Annotated in this window: 15 protein-coding genes; 4 read left to right on the forward strand and 11 right to left on the reverse strand. The window is 69.6% G+C overall.

Annotated elements, in window-relative coordinates:
• Positions 1–104: 104 nt before the first annotated feature.
• The 5 genes from EAO78_RS11860 to EAO78_RS11880 all read right to left on the reverse strand — a co-directional run bounded on the left by EAO78_RS11860 (position 105) and on the right by EAO78_RS11880 (position 5,207).
• Positions 105–545, reverse strand: a complete 441-nt coding sequence (locus EAO78_RS11860; protein ID WP_122106045.1) for a phage tail protein — start codon at positions 543–545, stop codon at positions 105–107.
• 186 nt (positions 546–731) lie between these two features.
• A complete protein-coding gene (locus tag EAO78_RS11865; protein WP_122106046.1) occupies positions 732–1,748 on the reverse strand; it encodes a threonine ammonia-lyase in 1,017 nt (338 codons plus the stop codon).
• 178 nt (positions 1,749–1,926) lie between these two features.
• Positions 1,927–3,201, reverse strand: coding sequence for an amidohydrolase (locus EAO78_RS11870; protein ID WP_122106047.1), 1,275 nt, complete (start codon positions 3,199–3,201; stop codon positions 1,927–1,929).
• A 56-nt stretch (positions 3,202–3,257) separates the two neighbouring features.
• Positions 3,258–4,508: an ArgE/DapE family deacylase gene (locus EAO78_RS11875; protein WP_122106048.1), complete on the reverse strand. Its 1,251-nt coding sequence runs from the start codon at positions 4,506–4,508 to the stop codon at positions 3,258–3,260.
• Positions 4,509–4,604: 96 nt separating this feature from the next.
• Complete coding sequence (locus tag EAO78_RS11880; RefSeq protein ID WP_122106049.1) at positions 4,605–5,207, reverse strand: LURP-one-related/scramblase family protein; 603 nt, start codon at positions 5,205–5,207, stop codon at positions 4,605–4,607.
• A 106-nt stretch (positions 5,208–5,313) separates the two neighbouring features.
• Between EAO78_RS11880 and EAO78_RS11885 the strand changes: the two genes are divergently transcribed.
• Positions 5,314–6,186 (forward strand): EamA family transporter, encoded by an 873-nt coding sequence (locus tag EAO78_RS11885; RefSeq protein ID WP_122106050.1) that lies wholly within the window; start codon positions 5,314–5,316, stop codon positions 6,184–6,186.
• A 41-nt stretch (positions 6,187–6,227) separates the two neighbouring features.
• Here the strand turns inward: EAO78_RS11885 and EAO78_RS11890 are convergent, their stop codons facing one another.
• A complete protein-coding gene (locus tag EAO78_RS11890; RefSeq protein ID WP_122106051.1) occupies positions 6,228–7,460 on the reverse strand; it encodes a Zn-dependent hydrolase in 1,233 nt (410 codons plus the stop codon).
• 99 nt (positions 7,461–7,559) lie between these two features.
• Positions 7,560–9,236: a thiamine pyrophosphate-binding protein gene (locus tag EAO78_RS11895; RefSeq protein ID WP_122106052.1), complete on the reverse strand. Its 1,677-nt coding sequence runs from the start codon at positions 9,234–9,236 to the stop codon at positions 7,560–7,562.
• 186 nt (positions 9,237–9,422) lie between these two features.
• Here EAO78_RS11895 and EAO78_RS11900 point away from each other — a divergent pair, with 186 nt between their 5' ends.
• Together EAO78_RS11900 and serS are read left to right on the forward strand one after the other, a co-directional pair.
• Positions 9,423–10,142 carry an SDR family NAD(P)-dependent oxidoreductase gene (locus EAO78_RS11900; protein WP_122106053.1) on the forward strand — a complete coding sequence of 240 codons (720 nt, stop codon included), beginning with the start codon at positions 9,423–9,425 and terminating at the stop codon, positions 10,140–10,142.
• Positions 10,143–10,215: 73 nt separating this feature from the next.
• Positions 10,216–11,586: a serine--tRNA ligase gene (serS, locus tag EAO78_RS11905; protein WP_122106054.1), complete on the forward strand. Its 1,371-nt coding sequence runs from the start codon at positions 10,216–10,218 to the stop codon at positions 11,584–11,586.
• A gap of 72 nt (positions 11,587–11,658) precedes the next feature.
• Here the strand turns inward: serS and EAO78_RS11910 are convergent, their stop codons facing one another.
• The 3 genes from EAO78_RS11910 to EAO78_RS11920 all read right to left on the reverse strand — a co-directional run bounded on the left by EAO78_RS11910 (position 11,659) and on the right by EAO78_RS11920 (position 14,393).
• The gene (locus EAO78_RS11910) at positions 11,659–12,213 is read right to left on the reverse strand and encodes an HIT family protein (RefSeq protein WP_122106055.1); all 555 of its coding nucleotides are present in this window, start codon (positions 12,211–12,213) and stop codon (positions 11,659–11,661) included.
• Between the two features lie 87 nt (positions 12,214–12,300).
• On the reverse strand, positions 12,301–13,419 hold the full coding sequence (locus EAO78_RS11915; protein ID WP_122106056.1) for a sensor histidine kinase: 1,119 nt from the start codon (positions 13,417–13,419) through the stop codon (positions 12,301–12,303).
• A gap of 104 nt (positions 13,420–13,523) precedes the next feature.
• Positions 13,524–14,393, reverse strand: a complete 870-nt coding sequence (locus EAO78_RS11920; protein ID WP_122106057.1) for a CheF family chemotaxis protein — start codon at positions 14,391–14,393, stop codon at positions 13,524–13,526.
• A 196-nt stretch (positions 14,394–14,589) separates the two neighbouring features.
• On the opposite strand from EAO78_RS11920, the gene fer reads away from it, so the two are divergent.
• Positions 14,590–14,979, forward strand: coding sequence for a ferredoxin Fer (gene fer / locus EAO78_RS11925; RefSeq protein ID WP_122106058.1), 390 nt, complete (start codon positions 14,590–14,592; stop codon positions 14,977–14,979).
• A gap of 146 nt (positions 14,980–15,125) precedes the next feature.
• On the opposite strand, the gene EAO78_RS11930 is transcribed toward fer, so the two are convergent.
• On the reverse strand, positions 15,126–16,328 hold the full coding sequence (locus EAO78_RS11930; RefSeq protein ID WP_122106059.1) for a M20 family metallopeptidase: 1,203 nt from the start codon (positions 16,326–16,328) through the stop codon (positions 15,126–15,128).
• Positions 16,329–16,351: the final 23 nt, after the last annotated feature.

A 16,351-nucleotide genomic window follows, 5' to 3' on the forward strand; every position in this document is an offset into this window, starting at 1 on the left:
TCGCGTTCGGTACGGTCCCGTCCGGTGCTACCCCGTTCGGGCTCGAAACGTCCGCGCCGGAAGCGGCGTGTCTCCGAACGCGCCGCGTTCGGTCGAACCACATGCTATGCGGTCCGTTCCATTCCCTCGTGGACGATCCCGAGCCGTTCGATCGCGACGTCGGACCGGTCCGCGGAGAGGTCCGGGGCGGTGTAGCTGCGGGGCCACGCGTCCCTGAACTCCCACCGCGGCCCGGCCTCGCCCTCCTCGTCGAGGACGACGACCGCGATCGGCCGCCGGGCTTCGTCGAGTTTCCCCTGTTCGACCAGCTTCCGCCACTCGTAGAGCGCGATGGAGTCGTCGGTCGCGCCGCTCTCCAACACGAGCGGGCCGTGTCGGCCGAGTCCGCCGAGCTGCCGCGGAGTGGGCGGTTCGTTCCCCTCGCGGTACTCGACGACGTCAGTCCGGGCGGTCGGGAGCGAACAGCGGCTGAACCCCGCCTTCGCGATCCCGTCGATCTCGAGCAGGTATCTGATCCGCCGGTAGGGTCCGTGTCTATCCGGCATCGGCGAACCCCGATGTACCCCGTTCGCGTTCACGCGCCGGTGCGGTGTGCGTCGTGGCCGCGGTCGCGTTCCGTATCATGGTGATCGTCGTCTATTGACAACTAACCTAAACCAACGACGGGCGTCCCAATTAATTCTGTCGGGCGGAATCGCGACGTCGAAGCGGAGCGCTCGACGCGGTTCGCCTCACGCGGAGGCGACCGCCCGCCGGAGTTTCTCGGTCGAGAGGTTTCGGCCGGTAACCGGGACGACGACGGTCTCGCCCGCGACGTCGTCCATCGATCGCACCGCCGCGACGGCCGCCGCTGATGCCCCCTCGATGAGGACCCGTTCGGTCGCCAGCACGTCCCGGACGCCGTCCCAGATCGCCTCCTCCGGAACGGTGATCAGCTCGTCCAGCCGGTCGCGGAGGATCCCGACCGTGAGCGCGAACGGGGCTCGCGAGGAGATCCCCTCCGCCTCCGTCGTCGCCTCCTCCCCCGCGTCGAGGTGACCCTCGTGGTACGCCCGGTAGGTCGCGTCCGCGGCCGCCGACTGGACGCCGACGACGTCGGCACCGCCGATCGCTCCGACCGTGAGACAGTACCCCGCCGCGCCGCTCCCGCCGCCGATCGGGCACACGAGCCGATCGACCGCCGGGAGCGACTCCAGCACCTCCAGCCCGGCCGTGCCGACGCCGGCGACGAGGTCGGGCTCGTTCGCCGAGTGGACGTACCGGAGTCCCTCCTCCGCGGCCCGGCTCTCGGCCCACTCGCGCGCCTCGTCGTAGTCGGCGCCGGTCGGAACGACGTCCGCGCCGAACCGCTCCATCGCGGCCACCTTCTCCGGGTTCGGGTCGGCGGGGACGGCGATCGTCACCGGGACGCCGAACTCCCGTCCGGCGTAGGCGACCGACTGCCCGTGGTTCCCCGTCGACGCGGCGACGAGCCCCGCCTCGCGGAACTCCTCGGGGAGCCGGTGACCGAGCGTGACGCCGCCGCGCACCTTGAACGCGCCCGTCGGGAGCGTGTCCTCGCGCTTGAAGTAGACGTCCGCGCCGGTCTCCGCGGAGAGCGCCTCGCTCCGGACCAGCGGCGTCCGCGGGAGGTACCGGCGGACGACCTCGCGGGCCTCGTACACGTCGCCCGGCTCCGGCGGCGCGAGGTCGTGGTACGGGAAGATCGTCGTCTCGTCGGGCGAGTCGACCGGTTCGTACCGGCTCACGCTCGCCGCACCCCTTGTTCCCCGGCGAGAGACCCCCCGTCCGACTCGGCTTCCCCGTCCGATGCGGGTTCCACATGTCTCGTGTCGTCACATCTCATGGATACACCTTGCTATGCCCTCTCAATCGATGTCGATAAGCGCTTCGACTGGACGGACCAAGTAGCGGAGAGGGAACCCATTACTCCGCCGTCGCCACCGATCGGACCGCGTCGGTCAGCACGTCGACCGCGAGGGGGATGACCGCCTCGTCGACGTCGAACGTCGCGGTGTGGTGGCCGGTGGGGTTGCTCGCGCCGAAGCCGACGTAGGTCGCGTCGCCGCCGTTCCGCTGGACCGCCCGCATCAGCCGCGTCGCGTCCTCGCTGCCGCCGAGCGCGTCGCCCTCGTCGGGCGTGACGGTTGCGTCGTGTCCCGCGGCGGCCGCGGAGACGGCGTCGACGAGCGCGTCGTCACACTCGGCGCTCGGAGCCCCGTCGCGGAACGCCACGTCGACCTCGCAGTCGTGGAGCTCGGCCGCGCTCTCGAGCACGCGAACGGCGTGCTCCTCGAGGTACTCCCGGAGTTCGGTCGTCGTCCCCCGGACCTCCCCCTCGAGGGAGGCCGACTCGGGCACGATGTTCGTCGCCGTCCCGCCCTCGACGCGCCCCACGTTGACTCGGGTCGCGCCGTCGGCGTGGCGAGGTATCGCGTGGAGGTTCCCGACCGCGGTCGACATGGCCTGGATGGCGTGTGCGCCCTCCTGCGGGCTGTTGCCGGCGTGAGCCGGAGCCCCCTCGAACGTCGCCTCGAAGCCGTTGATCGCGAGAAACGACTCGATGCCGGGGATCACGACTCCGGTCTCCACGTCGAGACCGACGTGGACGGCAAGGAGCGAGTCGACGTCCTCGACATGGCCGCTGCCGACGACGCTCGCCGCGCCCGCGCCCAGCTCCTCGGCGGGTTGGAACAGCACCTTGAACGTCCCCTCGAAGTCGCTCTCCTTCACCGCCTCGAGGACGCCGACGCCGATGGCGGCGTGTGCGTCGTGGCCACAGGCGTGCATACGCTTCTCGTAGCGCGATCGGAACCCCTCGGCCGCCGGCTGGTGGTCGGGGCCGTCCGACTCCGACTGGGGGAGGCCGTCGATGTCGACGCGGAGGAGGACCGTCGGACCCTCTCCCTTCCGGAGAACCGCCAGCGCGCCGGTGTAGCCGTCCTCGACCTTCGAGAGTAGGCCCTCGTCGACGCCGGTCTCGCGGGCCCGCTCGCGTGCGCTCGCCAGCTGCTCGTCCGTCGGCGGCCGGAGCCGCTCCTCGCGGTGGATCTCGCGACCGACGTACAGCTCGTCGGGACCGATCGCCTCCAGTTCCTCGACGATCCGTCCGGTGGTGTAGAACTCGCGCCAGCCGATCTCCGGACGCTCGTGGAGGTCGCGACGCAACTCGACCAGTCGGGACTTCGATTTCGAGTTCACGGAGGCGGGTTGGCGGAGGGATCGCTTAAGCGTTGATCCGTCGGCAGACCGCGAGCTCAGTACGACTCGAGCGTCGAGGCGGTCGCGTCGGCGATGATCTCGGACGCGAGCCGGACGTCCTCCCACTCGACGTGCTCGTCGGGTTGGTGTGCGAGGTCGACGGACCCGGGCCCGAAGACGACGGTCGGGATCCCCGCCTCGAGGTAGTGGCGGGCGTCGGTGCCCGCGGTGAACCCCTCGTACGCGGGCTCCTCGATCCCGTTGGCGGTCGCGGCCTCGGCCACGCGTTCGACGACGGGCTCGTCCGGGTCCACTTCCGACCCCTCGAACTGAACGGAGAAGCGCTCGAACGTGGGCGGGTGTTCGGTCAGCCACTCGCTTTCGGCGACGACCTCGTCGAGCCGCTTCTGATACTCGGCTTCGACCTCGGCGACCGTCTCCTGTGGGGCGACGCCGATCCGGATCTCCGAGGTGAGGTGGGCGGGAACGGATGAGGCCCAGCCGCCCGCCTCGACGGTGCCGAAGTTGATCGGCCACGGGTTGTCGTACGCCGCGTAGAGGGGATGGGCGACGCGCTCGGCGCGCTCGCGCTCGAGGTCCTCGAAGGCGTGGCGGATCCGCTCGAAATGCGGCAGCACCGACTCTCCCTCCCAGGTCCGTGCGGCGTGCGCCGATTTACCGAAGACCTCGAGCCGCTTCATCAGGCTCCCCTCGGCGGCGACGACGAGCGCGAAGTCGGTCGGTTCGGCGATGATCGCCGCGTCGCATTCGAAGGGATACGGATTCTTTCCGGCGGCGGTCGCCGCGCCGATCCCGCCCTCCTCCTCGCCGGCGACGCCCTCGACGACGATCCGGCCGTCGAGGCCGAGCTCGTCCGCGTGCGCCTCGACCGCGAGCGCGGCGAAGACGCAGGCGGCGACTCCCGACTTCATGTCGAGCGACCCGCGGCCGTAGAGGCGACCGTCCTCCCAGCGGGGGTCGAAGGGGTCCACCGTCCAGGAGCCCTCGTCGACCGGGACCACGTCGAGGTGGCCGCCCAACACGACCGTCGGCCCGGCGTCGGGGTCGCCGAGCTCCAGGACGCCCCCGACGCTCGGTCGGTCCTCCAGATCGAGCGTCTCGACCGGCGGGAACGAGGGGTTCGCCTCCAGGACGGCCGGATCGGGTTCCCACTCGTACGTCTCGAATCCGAGGTCCGCGAGGTGCTCGCGGAACCAGGCTTGAACCTCGGCCTCCTCGCCCGGATAGCTCTCGAATGAAACCAGTTCCCGGATCGTCTCCCGCAGCTCGTCTTCGCGGACGTCCATTCTACCGGCGATACCACCACCACCCATAACAGATTTCGGATCCTCCGGGACGGTACCGTCCCGGAGGATCCGGGGTGCGAGCGTCGGCGTCGTGTGTCACTGGTTCTCGAGCGCGTCGAGGACGCACGCGGCGGCGATCACCGCCTCCCTCGGCACGTCGCCGGCGTCGTCGATGCTGACCGTGTAGGCGTCCCGGAGCGAGAACTTCCCCTCGATGTCGCCGACGTGGTCGCCGTCGGCGTCGAATATCTCGTACTTGTTCGGGACGAGGTTGGCGACTGAGACGAGGTGTCGAAGTGCCGAGAGGAGTTTGTTCTTCGATCGGATCGTCGCCAGCGGCGTCCCAGTCTCGGGGTCACGGATCGTCCAGTTCTCGACGAAAAGCGAGAAGTCCTCGTCGAGGACGACGACCTCCTCGCCGGTACCCGCGTCGACGATCGCGTAGTTCCCCGCGACGTCCAGGATCCCGCCCGCCTTGACCGTGAACGCGTCCGCGCCGTCGCCGGTGACGAACGGGAACTCCTCTTTCATCTTGAACATCTTCTGTTTCCCGCGGAGAACGACGTTTCCGGCGCCGTCGCGGACGGCGTACTTGTTCCGGACGGCGGACTGTTTGACCTCGTAGCGGTCGTCGGAGAGATCGATCGTCGAGATGTCGTACGGGTTCGTTCGCGACTCGTGGATGGAGGGCTCGGCCATGCGATAACGGGAACCGACGACTCGGAAAAAGGTTCCGCTCGGCCGGGTCGTCCCGTCCGTCGCCCGATCGAACGCCTCTTGCACCGGCCGGTCGTCCGGGCGAGCGATGGATCTCGGTCTCGGGTTCGCGGTCGTCGCCGCCGTCGTCTGGGGCGTCTACCTGTTCGTCCTGAAACACTGGTTCGAGGGCTACTCCGCGGCCGCGCTCACCGTCTGTATCAACGCGTTCGCGCTAGTTTGGTACGCCCCGCTCACCCTCGCCGACCGCGGGAGCTCCCTCTCCGCGCTCGGCGAGTTCGGGGCCGCCGAGATCGGGATCGTCGCGCTCACCGTCGCGGCGACCGCGCTCGCGTTCGTCCTCTTCCTGCGGGCGATCGCGGAGGGACAGGTCTCGTACGTGGCGCCGATAAACAAGGTCGTGCCGATGTTCGTCCTCCCGCTCGAGGTGCTGCTCCTCGGGGAGGTGTTGCGTCCGGTTCAGGTCCTCGGCGTCCTGGTCGCGACGTTCGCGGTGTACGTCGCCAACTACGAGCCGGGCGGACTGCTCGAGCCGTTCCGCAAGGCGGCCGCGTCGCGACCGGCCCAGCTCGCGCTGGTGAGCGCGATGTGTTACGCCGTGAGCGACCTGGGCAAACGCGTCGCGCTCCAGGAGCTCGCGCTCCCCGGGACGCTGTGGGTTCCGCTCCTCCTGATCGGCGTCGCGCTCGTCCTGTTGCCGAGCGCTGTTCGTCACCCACCCACGGGGGTCCGTGCGGACCTCCCGAAGCTGGCCGCCGCGGGCGGGATCGTCGCGGTCGGCGAGCACGTCACGACGCTCGCGTTCGCGCTGTTGCCCGCCAGCATCGCCTCGCCGGTGATCAACACCCAGGCGATCGTCGCGGTCGTTCTCGGGGGCGTCCTGCTCGGGGAGCGCTACTTCCGCGTCCGCCTGATCGCGGCGCTGCTCGCGGTGATCGGCGTGGGATTGATCGCGCTCTGAGCGGCGGTTGATTCACGCCGCGTTCACCGGCCGCCTCAGGTTCACTCCGCGTCCGCCAGTCGTCTCACCGTCTCGGCGTACACGCGTGCGCCCTCGACGGCGTCGGCCCACTCCGTGAACTCGACCTCGTTGTGGGTCTTCCCGTCGACGCTCGGCACGAACAGCATGGCGGTGTCCGTTATCTCGTTCACGTAGCTCGCGTCGTGGCCGGCCCCGCTCACCATCGCGCGGTGGGACGCGTCGACCGCGTCGGCGGCGGAAAGTGCCGTCTCGGCGACGGTCGGGGAGAACTCGGTGTGCGGGATCCGCCAGATCTCCTCGAGGTCGTACTCGACGCCCTCGCGCTCGCAGGCGGTCGCGACCTCGCGTTCGACCGCCTCGACGAGTTCGGCGACGACCGCGTCGTCGTAGCTGCGCACGTCGACGGTGAAGCGGGCCTCCGAGGGGATGACGTTGATGGAGTTCGGCTCCACCTCGAGTTCCCCGACGGTCGTGACCACGTCGTCGGCGAAGCGGTTCGACAGCCGCCGGACCGCCGTGACGACGTCCGCGGCCGCGACCAGCGCGTCCTTCCGGGAGTACATCGGGGAGGGACCGGCGTGGTCGGCGTCGCCGTGGACCGTCACCTCCAGCCACGCCATCCCGAACACGCCCTCGACGATGCCGACCGAGAGCCCCTCCTCCTCGAGTTTCGGCCCCTGTTCGACGTGGAGCTCCAGCGACGAGTGGTACTCCTCGCGGGGGCCGACCGGCTCGTCGCCCCGGTAGCCGATCTCGTCGAGCGCCTCGGCGACCGTCACGCCGTCGGCGTCCGCGTGGCCGAGCACCTCCTCGAGGTCGAGTTCGCCGGTGAACGCCCCGCTTCCCATCAGCGCCGGCTTGAACCGCGAACCCTCCTCGTTGGTCCAGTTCACGATCTCGATCGGTCGGCGATGCTCGACGCCCTCGTCGTCGAACGCGCGGAGCGTCTCCAGCGCGGAGAGGACGCCGAGCTGGCCGTCGAACCGGCCGCCGTACGGCTGTGAGTCGAGGTGTGACGCGATCAACACCGGCTCGGCGTCGGGGTCGGTCCCCTCCGCGCGTCCGAAGGTGTTTCCGATCCCGTCGATCCGGACGTCGAGCCCGAGGTCCTCCAGGTCCGAGACGAACAGGTCGCGTACCTCCCGGTCCTCCTCGGAGAGCGCCAGCCGGTGGAGGCCGTCGTTCTCGGTGCGGCCGATCTCGGAGTACCGTTCGAACGTCTCCCTGAACCGCTCGGGGTCGATGGTGACCATGTCGTCCACTCGTCGAAGGGGCAACTAAATCCAGCGGCCGGCGAACCGAGCTGCGGGTCGGGTCCCGATCGTGGATCGGATTCGACCGCGAGTCGGTCCTCAGTCGTGGATCGCGACGTCGAGGACCGTCGGCCCGTCCCGCCCTCGAGCCTCCGTGATGGCGTCCGCGATCGCCTCGGGGTCGTCGACGAGTTTGCCCGTCGCACCGTAGCTCTCCGCGTTGGCGGGGATGTCCATCGGCGGCTCGAAGTCCATCGCGGTGAAGTCGTGGTCCCGCTCCTCGCCGCCGAGCACTCGGAGCGTGTTGTCCTTCAGGATCCGGTAGTTACGGTTGTCGGCGACGACCGTGGTGAGCCCCACGTCGTGTCGCACGGCCGAGTATATCGCCTGCGGGTAGTAGAAGTACGAGCCGTCGCCGATGAACGCGACGACGTCGCGGGGATCGGGACGCTCGCGCTCGGCGATGGCGGCTCCGATCGCCGCGGGGAGCCCGTAGCCGAGCCCGCCGCTCTTGTTCCCGATCCACTGTTCGGGGCCGAGCGGGACGTTGTACTGGACGGAGCGTCCGGACGTGACTCCCTCGTTGACGATGAGCGCGTCCGAGGCCGCTTCCGCCATCGCCTCCCCGAGCTGGCCCTTGGAGGCCCGGGGATCGTCCGGGTCGGGATCGGCGGGGCGTCGGGCCTCGCGGAACTCGGCGACCCGCTCGCGGGCCCGTTCGAGCCTCGCGTCGCGCTCGCTCCCGGAGAGCTCGCCGGAGACGAGTTCCGTGAGCTCGCGGAACACGTGTTCCGGGTCGCCGAGCACCGACGCGTCCGCGGGCCAGTTCTTCCCGAGCTCCCAGCCGTTCGGGCCGATCTGAACGATCGTCGCGTCCGGGAGGAGCTCCTCGTCGTGCGCGAGCGACGTCGTCGCCGATCCGCAGCCGACGAAGACGACCGTGTCGCCGTCGACGGTCTCGACGAACCCGGGCTCGGTCCCCGGAACCGCCCCGCCCCACAGGTCGTGGTCGGTCGGGAAGTTCGACTCCGCGGTGATGAACTCGCCGTGGACCCGGACGCCGGCCGCCTCCGCGAAGTCGACGGCGGCCCGTACCGCGTCGGCGCCCGACCGGGCGACCTCGTCGCCGATCACCATCACGGGCTCGTCGGCCGCCGCCACGAGCCGCGCCGCGGCCGCGACGGCGTCGGGATCGCCCCGGCCCGCGTCGGGGATCGGACCGAGACGCTGGACGTCGACGTCGGTCTCGTCCGTCATCACGTCGACCGGTAGCTCGAGGAAGACGGGACCGGTCGGCGGGGTGAGCGCCTGCCTGACCGCCCGGCGCAGCATCGCCGGGAGCGCCTCGACCGACGGGACCGACGCGCTCCACTTCGTGTACTGGTCGACGAGCGCCTCGAGGTCGCCGTGGAGGATGGGTTCCTCGTGTTGGAAGTCCGTGCTGTAGTTGCCGGCGGTGACGAGAAGCGGCGAACCGGAGAAGGCCGCGCCGATGACGTTTCCGATACCGTGTGCGAGCCCCGGCGCGACGTGGAGGTTCGTGACGCCGAGCGGGTTCACCGAGTCGTCGTGGTGCGAGTGGTATCGTCGCGCCGTCGCGTAGCCGGCCGCCATCCCGGTCGCGACGTCCTCGTGGAGGGCGAGGACGTACTCGATCGAGCTGTCGGCGACCGCCTGAACGGTCGGAAGCTCCGTCGTTCCGGGGTTCCCGAAGACGTGTTCCACGCCGTACCTCTCCAACGCGTCGGCCAGATATTCAGCCCCGGTAACGGTCATGCTCGAAGCGACTCGCCGGACCGAAAAAACCGTTTGGGCCTCGGAACGCCCGGCCGAGGAACGAGGGTTCGGCCGACGAACGCCCGGCCGAAGAACGGTCGAATCGTTCGTCGAACCGGGGGCTCGGGCGGAGCGTCCGTCGAACGGCGGATCGTACTTTTGAGCCGCCGGCCCGTACGCGCACCCATGACGCGCACAGTCGTCGTCGCCGGCGTCGGTCCGGGGCTCGGAGCGTCGATCGCACGGCGGTTCGCCGCCGAGGGGTGTCGGGTCGCGTTGTTCGCTCGATCCGCGGGGTACATCGAGGAGCTCGCGGCCGACCTTCCGGAGCCGGGCGAGGGACTCGCGGTCCCGGTCGATCTCACCGACGTCGACGCGATCCGGGACGGGTTCGACGCGGTCCGTGAGGCGTTCGGCCCGGTGGACGTCCTCGTCAACCACGCGAGCGCGGCCTCCTGGACGGGGCTCCTCGACACGACCGTCGAGGAGTTCGAGGAGGCGTGGGCGGTCAACGGACGCGGCGCGTTCGTCTGTTCGCGGGAGGCCGTCTCCGACATGCTCGGGACGGGCGGCGGGACCGTGCTGTTCACCGGCGCGACGTCCGCGGTGCGGAGCCGCGGCGGGGCGATCGGGTTCACGGCCGCGAAGTTCGCCGCCCGCGGGATGGCGATGGACATCGCCCAGGAGTTCGGCCCGGAGGGAGTTCACGTCGCGCACGTCGTCATCGACGGGCAGATCGACTCGCCGGAGGTCCGCGAGCGGCAGCCGGACCGCGAGGAGGAGACGTTCCTCGACCCCGACGAGCTGGCCGAGACGTACTGGCACCTCGTCGAGCGGGACGACGTCGGCACGCAGCCGTTCGAGGTCCACGTCACGAACGGACCGCGCCCGTCCGAGTTCATCTAGTCGGACGGGGAAGTCGCGTCGGGACGCCGGCGCTCCGATACGGTTTTGGGCCGTCCCGCGGAACGGCCCGTAAATGCTTTCCCGACAGTTCGTCCGGGAGAACCCCGAGACGGTCCGCGAGGCGCTCGAGAACAAGGGCGTCGACGTGGACCTCGACCGGATACTCGAGGTCGACGAGGAGTGGCGCGAGCTCAAGCGACGCGGCGACGACCTGCGTCACGAGCGCAACCAGGTCTCCTCGCGGATCGGCGATCTCAAGGCCGACGGCGAGGAGGAGGCGGCCCAGGAGGCCATCGAACGGTCCGGAGAGCTCAAATCGGAGCTCCAGGAGGTCGAAGAGCGCGCCGAAACGCTGGAGACCGAACTCGAGGAGTCGCTGCTCGAGCTGCCGCAGATCCCCCACGAGTCGGTGCCGGTCGGCGAGGACGATTCCGAGAACGAGGAGGTGCGCCGGGAGGGGTTCGACGACCCGCGAGAGCTCCCCGAGTCGGTCGAACCCCACTACGACCTGGGCGAGGACCTGGAGATACTCGACTTCGAGCGCGGCGCGAAGGTCGCCGGGGGCGGCTTCTACGTCGCGAAGGGCGACGGCGCGCGCCTGGAGCACGCGCTGATCCAGTTCATGCTCGAGGTCCACCGCGAGCAGGGGTACACCGACGTGTTCCCCCCGATCCCGGTCAACTCCGCGTCGATGCGGGGCACCGGACAGTTCCCCAAGTTCACCGAGGACGCCTACCGGCTCGAGGGACGAAACGAGGAGGCGTACGACGACGAGGACCTCTGGCTGCTCCCGACCGCGGAGGTCCCCGTCACGAACCTCCACCGCGAGGAGATACTGCTGGGCGAGGACCTGCCCCTGAAGTACCAGGCGTACACGCCGAACTTCCGACAGGAGGCGGGCGAACACGGCACGGAGACGCGCGGGATCGTCCGCGTCCACCAGTTCAACAAGGTGGAGATGGTGAACTTCGTGCGACCGGAGGAGAGCTACGAGCGCTTCGAGGGGCTCGTCGACGAGGCCGAGGAGGTGCTCCGTCGGCTCGAACTCCCCTACCGGGTGTTGGAGATGTGTACCGGCGACCTCGGGTTCACGCAGGCGAAGAAGTACGACCTCGAGGTGTGGGCTCCCGCCGACGACATGGAGGAGGGTCCCGCCGAGGGCGGCCGCTGGCTGGAGGTCTCCTCGGTCTCGAACTTCGAGGACTTCCAGGCGCGCCGCGCCGGGATCCGCTTCCGCGAGGAGCACCACGAGTCCGCCGAGCACCTTCACACGCTCAACGGCTCCGGGCTCGCGGTCCCGCGGATCGTCGTCGCGATCCTGGAGTACTACCAGAACGACGACGGTACGGTGACCGTCCCCGAGCCGCTCCGGCCGTACATGGGCGGCACGGCGGTCATCGAGGGTCACGACGCGGTCGGCGAGACGAAACTCGGCGGGGAGTGAACCGACGGTCGAAGCAACAACCGAGTCGACGGGCGAATCGATGGCCGAATCGACGGGTGAACCGCCGGCCGATCACGCCGGATCGAAGGAGAGCCGAACCGCCTCGCCAGTCTCGAGGTCGCCGGGATCGACGACGTCGTCGTCCGCGGCGAACCCCTCGTGGAGGTGTTCGTAGCTCCGGTCGACCGCCTCGACGATCACCTTCGTGTCGCCGACGACCGGCATGAAGTTGGTGTCGCCGCCCCACCGTGGAACGACGTGGGTGTGGAGGTGGTCGATCGAGCCGCCGGCGGCCCCGCCGCCGAGGTTGAGCCCGGTGTTGAAGCCGTCCGGATCGATCCCACGGCGCGAGGCCGCGAGCGTCGCCGCCTTCAGCCGGGCGTGATCCAGCATCGTCTCGCCGTCGAGGTCGGTCCAGTCCTCGACGTGGGCGTCGGGGATCACCATCGCGTGTCCGGGGTTGTACGGCGCGTTGTTCAACAGGACGTAGTTGTGGTCGCTTCGTGCGACGACGCGGGCCTCCCGGGCGTCCGCGCGCTCCGGCAGGACGCAGAACGGGCAGCCCTCGATCGGGTCCGCGTCGCGTTCGACCCACTCGATCCGCCAGGGGGCGTATATCCGGTCCATATCCGCTCGACGGGACGCGGGCGTTTCAAGGGCGGCGATCCCGTCACCCGTCCCGGAGCGACCACGCCTCGTGCGGCTCCCGTCGACTCACGCGAACTCGACGCCGGTGACCTCGATGCGGGCACCGCCGTCGGCGCCCTCGACGGCGCGGACCTCCCAGCCGTGCGCGCCGGCGATCTCGGCGACGATCGCGAGTCCGAACCCCGTCCCCGAGTCGGCGGTCGAGTAGCCGCTCTCGAAGACGCGGTCGCGTTCGCCATCGGGGATCCCGGGGCCGTCGTCGGCGACGTAGAAGCCCTCGCCGTCGTCGAGGATGCCGACGCGGATCGCGACGGACGAACCGTCGACGGCGCCGTGTTCGATTGCGTTCCTGAACAGGTTCTCGAGGAGCTGTCTGAGTCGGTCCCGGTCGGCCACGATCGGCGGCGCGTCCTCGACCGAGAGGGTCGCGTCCCCGGTCGATACCTGCCTCCAGCAGAGCCGACTTACCTCGGCGAGCCCGACCGTCTGCATCGATTCGACCGACTCGCCCTGACGCGCGAGCGTCAACAGGTCGTCGATGAGCGCCTCCATCCGGGCGTGAGCGTCGTCGACCGCCTCGAGCCGGTCGGATTCACAGTCGTCACGGGCCAGCTCGAGGTTTCCACGCGCGACGGAGAGCGGGTTCCGGAGGTCGTGTGAGACGACGCTCGCGAACCGCTCCAACTGGGCGTTCTGGCGCTCGAGTTCGCGTTCGTTCGCCTCGAGTTCGCGGGTTCGTTCCTCGAGCGTGGCCGTCCGGACCGTCGCTTTGGCTCGCTGAATACCCATCACGAGTCCGATCACGGAGCCGAGCGTCAGCCCGATCGCCTGGGTCCCGATCGACCACTCGACGGTGACCGCCGGGTGGAGGTCACGGAGCGCGATGAACCCGTACATCACGATGACGCCACCTCCCGTCCACGCGACGATCCGCGGGTGAGAGCGGTCGGGGAGGTCGGAGCGCGGCAGCCAGTAGCCGGCGTAGACGAAGGAGAACCCCGGGATCCAGAAGAAGACGATGTCGAGGACCGCGATCAGGAGGGACCCGCCGTCACGGATCGCGGCGGCAGCCAGCACCGCTCCGACGAGGAGGAGGAGCCCGCCGGAGACGCCGAGCGCGATCGGGATCGGGGCGTCCCGTTCGAACGGGACCGGGATCCGGCCGTCCGAGCGCGACGCGTCCATGTGACGATATACGTCGCCGCTGCGTGGGAAATACTTATGGGTCGAATCGCGAGACAACGGACCACCCGGTGAGGCCGTGGGTCGTTCCGCGAGCGGTCAACCGGTCAGGAATTGACCGACTCGAGGTACGTCGTGACGACCATCCGTCCCTTTCGGGTCAGCGTCGCGCCCGTCTCGCCGTCGACGACGAGTTCGGATTCCCGGAGCGAATCGAGGATCATCGACGTTCGCGTGGCGTCGCCGGTGACGACCTGGGAGACCGACGCCTCGCCGCCGGCGGAGTAGATGGATACGAGAACCTCCAGTTCGTCCCCGGTCGGGTCGAGCTTCTCGACTTCGGTCCGGACCTCCTCGTACTCGAGTCTGAGGTACCGGCCGAGCACGTTGAGGGTCCGCTCGTCGGGGACCGTGACGATCGACGTGACGGTCCGGTTCTCCGGGACGTGTCGGAAGACGAGCGCCGGTCGCCGTTCCCCAGCGAGCGTCCGGTCGGTTCGGTCGTAGTCGATGACCGTCGAGAGGTCCACCGAGAACGAGTCGTCGGCTCCGACGAAGCCGATCACGCCGGGCGACAGCGACACCTTCGCCGTCCGATCGATCGCGTCCGTGACCCGGCCGCCGACCTTCGCCGGGTGTCGGACGGTCACCGTCACGTCCCGCAACAGTGTCTTGAACAGCACGCGGGTGAACCGCTCCATGTCGTCCGACTCGCCCTCCACGAGAGCGGTCGATCGCCTCCCGCCGCGCTCGTACGCGACGGTCACGCTGTCGCTGAAGAACGACTGGAGGTCCCCGGGAACGGTTCCGACCACCACGTCGAACACTCGCGAGAGCGGAACCGTCGTCCGCACGTCCGCCGTCGCGAGCACCAGTCTGCGCTGGCTCAACAGCACCCGTCCGCGGACCGGATCGTCGCTCTCGACGTCGGACGTGTGTATCCGGCCGACGAAATCCGCCACCACCGACTCCTCCATCGGCCGAGGTTGGGCGAGCGCCGTCTTTAGGCTTACCCGTCCTCTCTCGGAACTGATAGCCGTCGGTCGTCCCGGTTCCCGCGGTGCTCACGGTCTCCGCGCACCACGATTCCGGCGGACGGATGCCGGATCGTTCGTTGCCGGACCACGGGAGGAACAGCAAAGCCTAATGAGGTGGGGGATGAAATCACGGCTGATGCCCACTGTAGAATACCTCAACTACGAAGTGCTCGACGACCACGGTTGGTCGATGGACGACGACGACCTCTTCGAGGAGGCCGCCGCCGCCGACCTCGACGCGGAGGACTACGGCTCCCTCGAGGTCAACCAGGGCGAGTACATCCTCGAAGCGGCCGAGGCGCAGGGCTACGACTGGCCCTTCTCGTGTCGTGCCGGCGCGTGTGCGAACTGCGCGTCCATCGTCAAGGAGGGCGAGATCGAGATGGACATGCAACAGATCCTCTCCGACGAGGAGGTCGAAGAGAAGAACGTCCGGCTCACCTGTATCGGGAGCCCGGCCGCCGACGAGGTCAAGATCGTCTACAACGCGAAACACCTCGATTACCTCCAGAACCGCGTCATCTAACGTCGGCGTCGTACTCGTGTGACCCACACGAAACGACCCGATCGCGCCGAAAACCACCCGTCACGTCGGCGGCGTCCCGTCGGACGTTCCCGGGCCGCCCCGTCTCGACCCGCCGCTCCCGACGGATCGGCGGGTGAGCACTTCCGCTACTCGAGGAACTCTCGAACCACGCCCTCGAGGACGTTCCTCGCGATCCCGGCGTCCCCGAGGTCGATCGACTCGTCGACCGTGTGCGCCTGATCGAGGTCGCCCGGTCCCCACGTCACCGCCGGAACCCCGGCGTCGTTGACGAAGTTCCGCGCGTCGGTGGCGGCCTCGATACCCCATGGATCGCCGACCTCCCCACCCGCGCCGACGTCCCCGCCCGCGCCGACCACCTCGACGGACCGATCGCGAAGGATCGTCGCCAGCGGATGATCGACCGGGATCGACGAGGAGGCGTAGGTCTGGATCCGCGTCCACGACGCCTTGAGGCCGTGTTCCTCCCGAACCCGTTCGAGTAACGCCTCGACCTCGGCGTCGACCGCGTCCGGGTCCTCGCCGGGGAGCACCCGTCTGTCGAGGACGAGTTCGGCGCGGTCCGGGATCACCGCGAGGTTCGAGCCGGTCCCCGCCTCGATCTCGGTCACCGTCGCGAACGCGCCGCCACACAGCGACCCCTCGCGTTCGCGGAGTTCGGCGTCGTACTCGTCGATCGCGTCGAGCAACGGCCGCGCCTCGTCGATCGCGTTCCTCCCGGCGTCGGGCTGGCTCGCGTGCGTCGCCACGCCCTCGACGGCGACGCGGTAGACCGAGAGCCCCTTGGTGCTCGTCGCGACGCGGAAGTCGGTGGGCTCGAGGACGATCCCGTAGTCGCCGTCGAACCCGCGTTCGAGGAGGGTTCGGGTGCCGGGATCCGCCGTCTCCTCGCCCATCGCCGCGTGGACGACGACGGAACCCGACAGCTCGCCCGACCGGATCTCGGGTGCGAGATCGCGGGCGACGAGCATCGCGATCGCGACCCCCGTCTTCATGTCCGCGCTCCCGCGGCCGTAGAGCCGGCCGTCCTCGACGACGCCCGCGTAGGGGTCGGCGGACCACGCGTCCGGGTCGCCGGCGGGGACCACGTCGAGGTGCCCGTTCAACACCACCGTCGGCCCGTCCTCGCCCACGCGGGCGCCGACCTGCGGCCGGTCGGGATCGGGTTCCTTGAGCAGCGTCGCGTCGATCCCCGCCTCGCGGAACCAGTCGTACACGAACTCCGCTGCAGCCCCCTCGTTCCCGGGCGGGTTCTCCGTGGGGATCCGCACGAGGTCGCGGGCGAGATCCTCGATCTCCGTCGAACGCTCCGAGGCGGCTCCCTCACTCACGGGTCATCACCCGCGCGGACGTC

It is taken from the genome of Halobellus captivus, from assembly GCF_003697845.1.
GTDB classification, from domain to species: Archaea; Halobacteriota; Halobacteria; order Halobacteriales; family Haloferacaceae; genus Halorubrum; species Halorubrum glutamatedens.

Bases quoted from the DNA above. Each gene is read 5' to 3' on its own strand.
- EAO78_RS11860 (WP_122106045.1), bottom strand. From the start codon at position 545: ATGCCGGATAGACACGGACCCTACCGGCGGATCAGATACCTGCTCGAG.
- EAO78_RS11875 (WP_122106048.1), bottom strand. From the start codon at position 4,508: ATGGACGTCCGCGAAGACGAGCTGCGGGAGACGATCCGGGAACTGGTT.
- EAO78_RS11880 (WP_122106049.1), bottom strand. From the start codon at position 5,207: ATGGCCGAGCCCTCCATCCACGAGTCGCGAACGAACCCGTACGACATC.
- EAO78_RS11885 (WP_122106050.1), top strand. From the start codon at position 5,314: ATGGATCTCGGTCTCGGGTTCGCGGTCGTCGCCGCCGTCGTCTGGGGC.
- EAO78_RS11890 (WP_122106051.1), bottom strand. From the start codon at position 7,460: ATGGTCACCATCGACCCCGAGCGGTTCAGGGAGACGTTCGAACGGTAC.
- EAO78_RS11895 (WP_122106052.1), bottom strand. From the start codon at position 9,236: ATGACCGTTACCGGGGCTGAATATCTGGCCGACGCGTTGGAGAGGTAC.
- EAO78_RS11900 (WP_122106053.1), top strand. From the start codon at position 9,423: ATGACGCGCACAGTCGTCGTCGCCGGCGTCGGTCCGGGGCTCGGAGCG.
- serS (WP_122106054.1), top strand. From the start codon at position 10,216: ATGCTTTCCCGACAGTTCGTCCGGGAGAACCCCGAGACGGTCCGCGAG.
- EAO78_RS11910 (WP_122106055.1), bottom strand. From the start codon at position 12,213: ATGGACCGGATATACGCCCCCTGGCGGATCGAGTGGGTCGAACGCGAC.
- EAO78_RS11915 (WP_122106056.1), bottom strand. From the start codon at position 13,419: ATGGACGCGTCGCGCTCGGACGGCCGGATCCCGGTCCCGTTCGAACGG.
- EAO78_RS11920 (WP_122106057.1), bottom strand. From the start codon at position 14,393: ATGGAGGAGTCGGTGGTGGCGGATTTCGTCGGCCGGATACACACGTCC.
- fer (WP_122106058.1), top strand. From the start codon at position 14,590: ATGCCCACTGTAGAATACCTCAACTACGAAGTGCTCGACGACCACGGT.